Consider the following 7,782-nt stretch of genomic DNA (forward strand, 5'->3'; position numbering starts at 1 on the left):
CACCTGCATGGCGGCTCCGAGGGGCCCTCCCTCATCTTCAGCTAAGCATAGCTTTCGGACTGTTATCCAGCCCTACGCCTTCGTGGCGCACAATCATCTGCATATCGAACAATCGCTATCCTGCATTTAGGATGAATTGCGTAACTTCCATTCACCTTATATGTCTTTCGATATATAACGCCAAGTTCCTCTTCCATTCCATGTAATGCAATGTTAGCCAGAAGCGGAGAGACAATTCCTCCTTGCGGAGTTCCTTCACTGGTTTCGGAAAAAGAAAGTTGATCCATGTATCCAGCTTCCAACCATCGCTGAATCAGTGTTCTTCCTGGAAAATCAAAGATTTGTTTTCGTATCCAATGATGACTTAGATGGTCAAAACATCCTTTAAAATCACCTTCAAATATCCACATTTTCTTACTGTTTGTGTTAATCTTATTAAAGATATTGCTAATGGCATCGTGTGTACTCCGCTTCGGGCGGAACCCGTATGAGGCGGGTTCAAATCTTGCTTCCCATTGTGGTTCTAACGCCATTTTCACCATATTTTGATAGATTCTGTCCTTGATAGTCGGAATACCAAGAGGTCTCAGTTTTCCATTCTTCTTCGCAATATAGGTTCGTTTCGCTGGCTTGGGACGATGTTGAAATATACTGAGCTTCTTTAGCTGTCGGTATAATTCGTTTCTTTTGCCAGGATGAAGTGCTGTATAACCATCTACTCCAGAGGTGCGCTTTCCATTATTCTGTTGTGTGACTCTTCTAATAGACAACAGTAAGTTAGCTTCACTCCGTAGGAGTAATCGTTGAAGTTTCCTAACTCTTCTACGTTTCTTTTGTTGTTCGGCACGATAAATTCTTTGTCGTAGCTTTATCACATACTTTTGGATTGTATGCCAATTCACTGCGTTCCAATTTGTATATGAAGCGTGCGCCGCCGCTCGTTCTGAGGTGTCCATAACTGCACGCTCCTTTTCGTCAAAAGTTAACCACAAATATATTTACGTGTTGAAGACCTATGGGAAGTGGGCCCTCTTTCGAGCCTGTCATAGTTTTATCCGTAAGGATGACAGTATCCGTTCAGTTATACATTTTGCTTTCCTGTTACCTTTCGGTATAACGGCATTTGCTTTCTCCCATATCCCATACCCTCTGTTACATCGTTTGATCTTACGATCTCCCTACTGTTTATACAGATAACATAGGGCTTACCAAGTTCCACATTCCACAGATGCGATAGGGTTAGGCAGGTTCTTTACTCCGGACAAGATGCGGGACGCAGCACAGTAGTATTATGACCCTACTTTTCCTCTTGCCAATACCCAAGCAAAACCATGCATTATCTTAAGCTAACGTTTACGAAGCTTACAAACCTTCACTCTCGTTTACCATACCTATCTTCTCCTAGCAGTGTTCCGGACCATGCATTTGTCCTCTGTTTCCTCATTTCCTCATGCAACCTACATGCTCGTTACCAAACATGCAGTTTCGGACGGAGACCGTCTTTACGTCTAGATGGGTAGCGAAGCTACACTGTGAGAATGCGACTTCTTGTCGCACCATAACACGCGTTATCGGAAGTTGCTTTTATAAGGAATCAACGTAATTTTTTGCTTCTCGTAACGATAAACCCAAAACGCTTCTTGCTTTCTTGATGGCTTCAATTTTCTCATTATCCCTAACTAGTTGGCGTAGTTCCTCATTGATCTGATACTCTGGAAGATGTGTCTGTTTCAAAAGTTGTTCAACTTTGTACTCTGTTCGTTTTAGTCTTTTGTTGATTCGGTTTATGTAATCCAACATGAGGGCTATGACTACCATAATAATAGAAATCCATCCCCAAGAATTCATATGCTCATCTCCCTTTCGTAGCAAACCCCTCCCCACGCGGGAGAGGAATTAGTTTTTGAATAATTGTTTGGTAACACTTAATCCCATAAGAATTCCTCCGCCAATCCCGATTATGATAGCAAGATTACTCCATTGAGAAGCATAGATTCCACCAAGAAATAAAAGCAATCCAATCAGCAAAAGTTTGATGTCTAATAAACTTCTAATACTCATGACTTCCTCCTCATACACAATGTGACTTAACCAAATTATACCATCCAGAAGAAGCGATGTATGGTGTCTTTTTTGCTGTATATGATATTCATGTGAGGTTTACATAACATCTCATTATCGGTAGTTCCTTATCCCCACCATCCCCATGATATCAACATTTCCCTTATTATCGAACATTATTAAATATGCAGGATTCTATACATTGCGTCAATGGTGCGAGTTTTGGCTCTCTGGTTATGTGCTAGATATGCCAAAAAACTATATAAAATCTTGCATATTCCAACAGCCAGGAGGGATCTTGTTATTTGTTTCCTTATCAATTAAATGTAATATTTTACCGCTTGAAATTATCTTTTTATCTAATTATTATGAATTCGAATCGACATTTTACACAAAATACCTTTACATGCAAAAAGAGCCACATTAATGGCTCTTTTTGTATTTTTTTAGCATGCAATGGTACCGTTATTTAATTGTAGCATTTAAATTAAGTTTGATAAAAAACACCTCACAAACCCATATTTTTCAATAAATAAAAAGAATCTATTTCGAAAAAAGATGATCAAAATGGATTCTTATCTAGTAGATTTAAGTATCGATTTTATAAAAAGTTTGATCATTTTCTACATGTGTTGCTCAACAATTGCGCCCTTTAGCTGAATAATAAAATATCGTCATTTATTCAACTTTACTTGCTATTAAAATATCTTTTATCTCTTCAATACTATTGACAATATGTGTAGGGTGAGAATCACTTAATTCTTCAAATGAACCATATCCATAAGTTACTCCAATAGAGTCAATACCAGTATTATTTGCACCAATAATATCGTGTTTTCTGTCACCAATCATAATAAAATCACCTAGACTATACTCATTATACTTATCAAGTATGTATTGAATAATTTCAGTTTTTGCTGTTCTTGTTCCATCAAGATTACTTCCAACAACAAGTTCAAAATACTGGTCAATATGAAAATACTTAAGTATTTGTTCTGAAAATACAGTTGGCTTTGAAGTTGCAACAACTAAAGTGTATTGCTGTTCTTTTAACGATTTTAATAGTAATGGAATATTTGAATATAGCTCATTTTCGAACATCCCTTTTTCCTTAAACCTTTCTCTATAAAAATCAATTGCTTTTTGTACTTTCTCCTCATCGAAATCGTAATATTCAGCAAATGAAACTTGTAATGGTGGACCGATAAAACATTCAAGCTTATCAATATTAGGCTCATCAATGCCCATTTTCTGTAACGCATATTGAACAGATTTAGTTATACCCATTTTTGAGTCTGAAAGTGTTCCATCTAAATCAAATAAAATTACCTTATATTTTTCCATATTAAGCTTCCTTTCTACACATCTAATGCCTCCTCATTTTACCATATAAAATTCAGAATAATTTCAAATTCTTATCTTATTAAACTGCCCAGTTTGCTCAATACTGCTTACTCCATTAAACTAGATCTTTACATAAAGAAAGAGCGCATTTCTTATTTTGGAATTGCGCCCGATTGCGGAAGATCTACATTATTATTAAAGGCTGAAGAGCTTACTTGCGCATACTAAATGTTAGTACAATTAGAAAAGGCTGCAATAAGAACAGCCTAGACTTTTATCTATATGTATGTATACATCATCCAGAATCCAATGTCTTCAAAACCAATTCGCTTATAGATTGCTCCAGCTGCGGGATTATCATAGAACAAACATAGTTCTTTCCCTTCAAGTAAAAGATGACTGCAAAGCTTGAGCATACACTTGGTTGCATTTCCCTTTTTCTTATAGTTTTCTAGCGTAGCGACTCCCACAACCATTGCTGACAAGGAATTTTCTGCTGCCGTCGAAGCCGTTGATACCATTTTTCCATCTTCCATTATAAAAAATGAACGTGAAGTTCCATCTTTCAATCCTCGACGTTTCCTTTCTACTGTAATGATTGAATCCCTAAATTCCGGAACTGAATTTAGTAATTCAACAAGTGCTTCTGCATCGTGAGGAGATGCTTGTTGTACATTCGAGAAATCAACATCGTTTTTAATGGTATTTAATCTAGTACATTTTGCATAATAGGTTTGTCTTTTTCTTTTAAGTTGTTTATCCAAGTATGGCTCAATTTTTTCAGTGATCGCCTTTAGTCCAGACATCATCTTAAAATCAGGGTCATTAGACATGATCTCAGCAAATCCTTCAGCATTAAATAATTCTGCTGCAAATGGTATATAATTTTCCTCGTATTTTAACAAAACAGCAATTAGTTCTCCACTTTCGTTAAACTCTCCCCAAAGCTTTTGAAATTCTTGGTCATATCCGTACGCCTCAATGTCACCAATTATAAATAAGTTTTCAGCACGCCTAGTTTTTAACAAATGAAAACAAACTTCATGATCGCTTTCATTTAGTCTTCTTATCATCGTTCTCCCCCCTTATTACAAAACTTGCTCCATAAAATATTCTCATCATTTTATAATAAAAAGATCTTAGTGAGAAGGATTAATTCAGAGAATTTTTTGAAATTACCAGAAACTATTCCTTTAAATATCAATTCCTTGTTGAACCTGCCATTTAACTGATTAAAGACCAAGAAAAATGGACTGCTGAAACAGTCCATCGATGTTCAATTCTTGCGCCCTTTTCTTGAATAAAATTTATTATTAATTCCTTAGACCCTACCTATAAGTTTTAGTCCGATAAAAACAAATATCCAACTATCTAATCTGTCCAAAACACCACCATGACCAGGTAGAAGTTTCCCAGAATCTTTAACTTCAAATTGTAACTTCCCGAATGGTCATAAAATAACGGATTTGTGGAGCATTATTTGATATTAAAAAATAAAATGACAAATGTTTCTCTAAAAGCATGTAGAAAAAACCTCAACTATGCTACTTAACTTTCTTGCAATTAAAGGCACGGAAAAATAAGAAAAGGTGTACCTTTGTACACCTTTTCTTATTTTTATTATTTACTTTTTAATCAACTTTAAATCAGTCGCATTAGTGTTAGTTTAAACAGATTTACCATAGTATGCTAGTCATGACCTGTTTAAGAATCAGATTAGGATTTGGTTCTCCCTCTTTTGTACGCCATGCTACAAAACCATCTGGCCTTATCAATACAGCTCCTTGAGGCGTAACATCGTACAATGTTTCCCAGCTATCCTCACACTCAACAAAATCTCCCTGTGAACCGATACCATAAACATTAATAGAGATACCTAAGTGAGAAGATACATTCTGAGCAGCAGTGCGCCAAAGATTATTGTTTTCCCCCGTAAACAAGACAAATTTTCCATCTATTAAATCTAGCGTAGATATACACTTATCTTGATAATTCACCCACATATGCGGGGCACGTGTTCCTGGTCTTCCATTTAGTTCTAACCGATCCATTCTATGTGTAGTTGGTTCTTGTTCGATAACGGCTTTCGAGGCATATTTATAACCTACAGTAACTGCAAGATGATCCATATTATTGAGGGTGCTTATACCTTTATTTATAGCACTAAATAACAAATCACTGGCATATTTCGTTGTTACCTCTACAACGTGGTGTCTTTCATCATGATAAGTTCGGAGCAATCTCGGATGAGCTTGTTTGTGTATCACTGCCGCCAATTTCCAAGCTAAATTATGAGCATCTTGAATACCTGTATTCGAGCCAAATCCTCCTGTAGGTGGCATGAGATGAGCGGCATCTCCAACTAGAAAGACTCGATTATCTTGAAAACTAGTGGCTGTCCTTTCTATAGCCGCCCAAGGTAAAATACTCAAGATGACAATATCAAGATTTGAAACTCCTATAGCTTTTTTAATAATCTCACAGCATCTCTCTTCAGAAAAATCTTCAGGACGATCTCCCTTCGAAGGATCATAAGCGACATGATAAATCCATTGATCACGATTATTCACTGTGATAAGTGCACCAAATACTTCCGGATTCAGGATTTGATAAAAACCAAACTGACTACCTTGCAGAAAAGTACTTAAGTCCGCCTGAAAGAAGATATTAATATAATGGCCTCCTATGACTCCTCTTCCTGTAGTTGGAATTCTCGTATATTTACAAATCGCACTCTTAGCTCCATCTGCAGCAATTAAATAATCACTTCGAATGATTTCTTCTGTTCCTGTGTCTCGGTCAATTATAGTGGCTGTTATCCCTGAATTATCTTGTTGATACGCCACAAGTTCAGTATTAAAGCGTATATGTCCCGTCCCTTGTTCAGCAGCTTGAAGAAGGATAGGTTCTAAATCCATTTGGTAACAGGATGCTGCCTTTGAAGGGCTAATCTTTTCAATCATTTCAACTATCTTTTTGTCGTTTTTCCTGTGAGCACTCTCTACCTGTTTTAATTCTGTTAGGTTTATGTTTTTGATTGTTTCTACAGCAATCCGTCCACGAATATTATCTAACGGCTCACTAGCAGTACGGATGACTTTCTCTAATCCTAATTGTCGAAATAATTCCATCGTACGAAAAGTAATTCCTCCGGCTTTTGGATGAATAGCTGTATCAGCATGCTTTTCAACGAGTAAATAATCAATGTTATGACGTGCAAGAAAAAGGGCAGAGGTGAGTCCAGTAAGGCCTCCCCCAACAATTAAAACTGGGACATGCTTGTGTTTCATAGACATTTTCCTTTCAATATTATATTTATCCATGGATCTTACTGAATTCAGTAATCAAACTATAATATAAAAATCAATGAAATTATAGACTTTTTTTACGTTATGTTTTATCATATAGATAGAGTACGCCCCAAAAAAGGAGAGATTTTTCCGACTGTAATTTTTGATAAAAGATACTTATATACTCGGCCTTATTGGAACGTATAAACTACCATGTAAGACGTAATTTGCTTACATATTCTGTAGTGCAGCGCTTGTTTCGCGCTGCATGGATGGCTAACGGATATTTTGAGAAAACTATCCAAGATGCGACTGATTGCATCATTCCTAAAAACTAATTGTGTAACAGAAGAAACTACTGTCGAAAGGGCCAGTAGTTTCTTCTGTTTTTACGCTGTATACGACATGCAAAGTTAGTTACCATAATAGCAACTTTAGGAAGATGCCAAACCCATACAGTTAAAGGGCTTGGCGTCTGTTCGTTTTTTATCATTTATACATGATTTTATACATCGTTGATACATCAACGTTTTTGGCTTCTGAAAAAGCCTGGTGGCTGCATAAAAAAGTGGAGTTTTATGTAACCTCTTATTCAATATAATGGCCCGATTGTTGAAGAAAGTAGCTTCCAGTAAGGAACTTTATTGTTCAGTAAACAACTTTTTTGTCATGAAACAATTATCCTTTAGGATGTGAGTTTACATAAAACCCGTTATCAGAAATCCTGGTTAAAAATATGCAAATAAAGAACAACAAGCCCTATAAAAAATATTGAACAAGAAATACTCCACTTAACTTGAGAAGGTAGTTTCATTTTTTCAAATTTCTTTGAGATATAAAACAAGCAACCTGCAACCGTGATACTAGACCATATAGATAACCATTGACTAGGAATTGAGTAACCTACTGACCAAAGCAATCCCCAAAAAAATAAGCCTTCTGGTGGTTCTTTCTGTTTCTTATTCTTTTGCCTTTCACTTCGTTTAGGTAATTCATAATGACTGACTTCCATTTATTTGTCCTTTCAAGTGTATTTTGTAATCTTGTTCTGTTTTTATTAACAAAAACCTTTTTAGCTCTATTATTT

General features: G+C 36.2%; 6 protein-coding genes and 2 pseudogenes. All 8 read right to left on the bottom strand.

Annotated features, from left to right (window positions below; genetic code table 11):
* Window positions 1-92 precede the first annotated feature (92 nt).
* A pseudogene (locus H540_RS30470) lies at window positions 93-956 on the bottom strand (reverse transcriptase N-terminal domain-containing protein); the annotation flags it as partial.
* A gap of 628 nt (window positions 957-1,584) precedes the next feature.
* The gene (locus H540_RS0120780) at window positions 1,585-1,848 is read right to left on the bottom strand and encodes a hypothetical protein (RefSeq protein WP_028402226.1); all 264 of its coding nucleotides are present in this window, start codon (window positions 1,846-1,848) and stop codon (window positions 1,585-1,587) included.
* Between the two features lie 48 nt (window positions 1,849-1,896).
* Window positions 1,897-2,061, bottom strand: coding sequence for a hypothetical protein (locus H540_RS34105; RefSeq protein WP_169729582.1), 165 nt, complete (start codon window positions 2,059-2,061; stop codon window positions 1,897-1,899).
* Between the two features lie 678 nt (window positions 2,062-2,739).
* A complete protein-coding gene (locus H540_RS0120795; protein WP_028402227.1) occupies window positions 2,740-3,405 on the bottom strand; it encodes an HAD family hydrolase in 666 nt (221 codons plus the stop codon).
* A 278-nt stretch (window positions 3,406-3,683) separates the two neighbouring features.
* The gene (locus H540_RS0120800; RefSeq protein WP_028402228.1) at window positions 3,684-4,478 is read right to left on the bottom strand and encodes a GNAT family N-acetyltransferase; all 795 of its coding nucleotides are present in this window, start codon (window positions 4,476-4,478) and stop codon (window positions 3,684-3,686) included.
* A gap of 248 nt (window positions 4,479-4,726) precedes the next feature.
* Window positions 4,727-4,846: pseudogene (locus H540_RS32450) on the bottom strand (phosphatidate cytidylyltransferase); the annotation flags it as partial.
* Window positions 4,847-5,081: 235 nt separating this feature from the next.
* Window positions 5,082-6,695: an FAD-dependent monooxygenase gene (locus H540_RS0120805; protein ID WP_028402229.1), complete on the bottom strand. Its 1,614-nt coding sequence runs from the start codon at window positions 6,693-6,695 to the stop codon at window positions 5,082-5,084.
* A gap of 903 nt (window positions 6,696-7,598) precedes the next feature.
* Window positions 7,599-7,782, bottom strand: a 184-nt coding sequence (locus H540_RS35650; protein WP_028402230.1) for a hypothetical protein, incomplete at its 5' end; no start/stop codon positions are given.

The organism is Ectobacillus panaciterrae DSM 19096 (genome assembly GCF_000430785.1).
In the GTDB taxonomy this organism is placed as follows: Bacteria; Bacillota; Bacilli; order Bacillales; family Bacillaceae_G; genus Ectobacillus; species Ectobacillus panaciterrae.

What these genes read in the sequence shown, in the direction of transcription:
- H540_RS0120780 (WP_028402226.1), bottom strand. Translation starts at nt 1,848, where the DNA reads ATGAATTCTTGGGGATGGATTTCTATTATTATGGTAGTCATAGCCCTC.
- H540_RS0120800 (WP_028402228.1), bottom strand. Translation starts at nt 4,478, where the DNA reads ATGATAAGAAGACTAAATGAAAGCGATCATGAAGTTTGTTTTCATTTG.
- H540_RS0120795 (WP_028402227.1), bottom strand. Translation starts at nt 3,405, where the DNA reads ATGGAAAAATATAAGGTAATTTTATTTGATTTAGATGGAACACTTTCA.
- H540_RS34105 (WP_169729582.1), bottom strand. Translation starts at nt 2,061, where the DNA reads ATGAGTATTAGAAGTTTATTAGACATCAAACTTTTGCTGATTGGATTG.
- H540_RS0120805 (WP_028402229.1), bottom strand. Translation starts at nt 6,695, where the DNA reads ATGAAACACAAGCATGTCCCAGTTTTAATTGTTGGGGGAGGCCTTACT.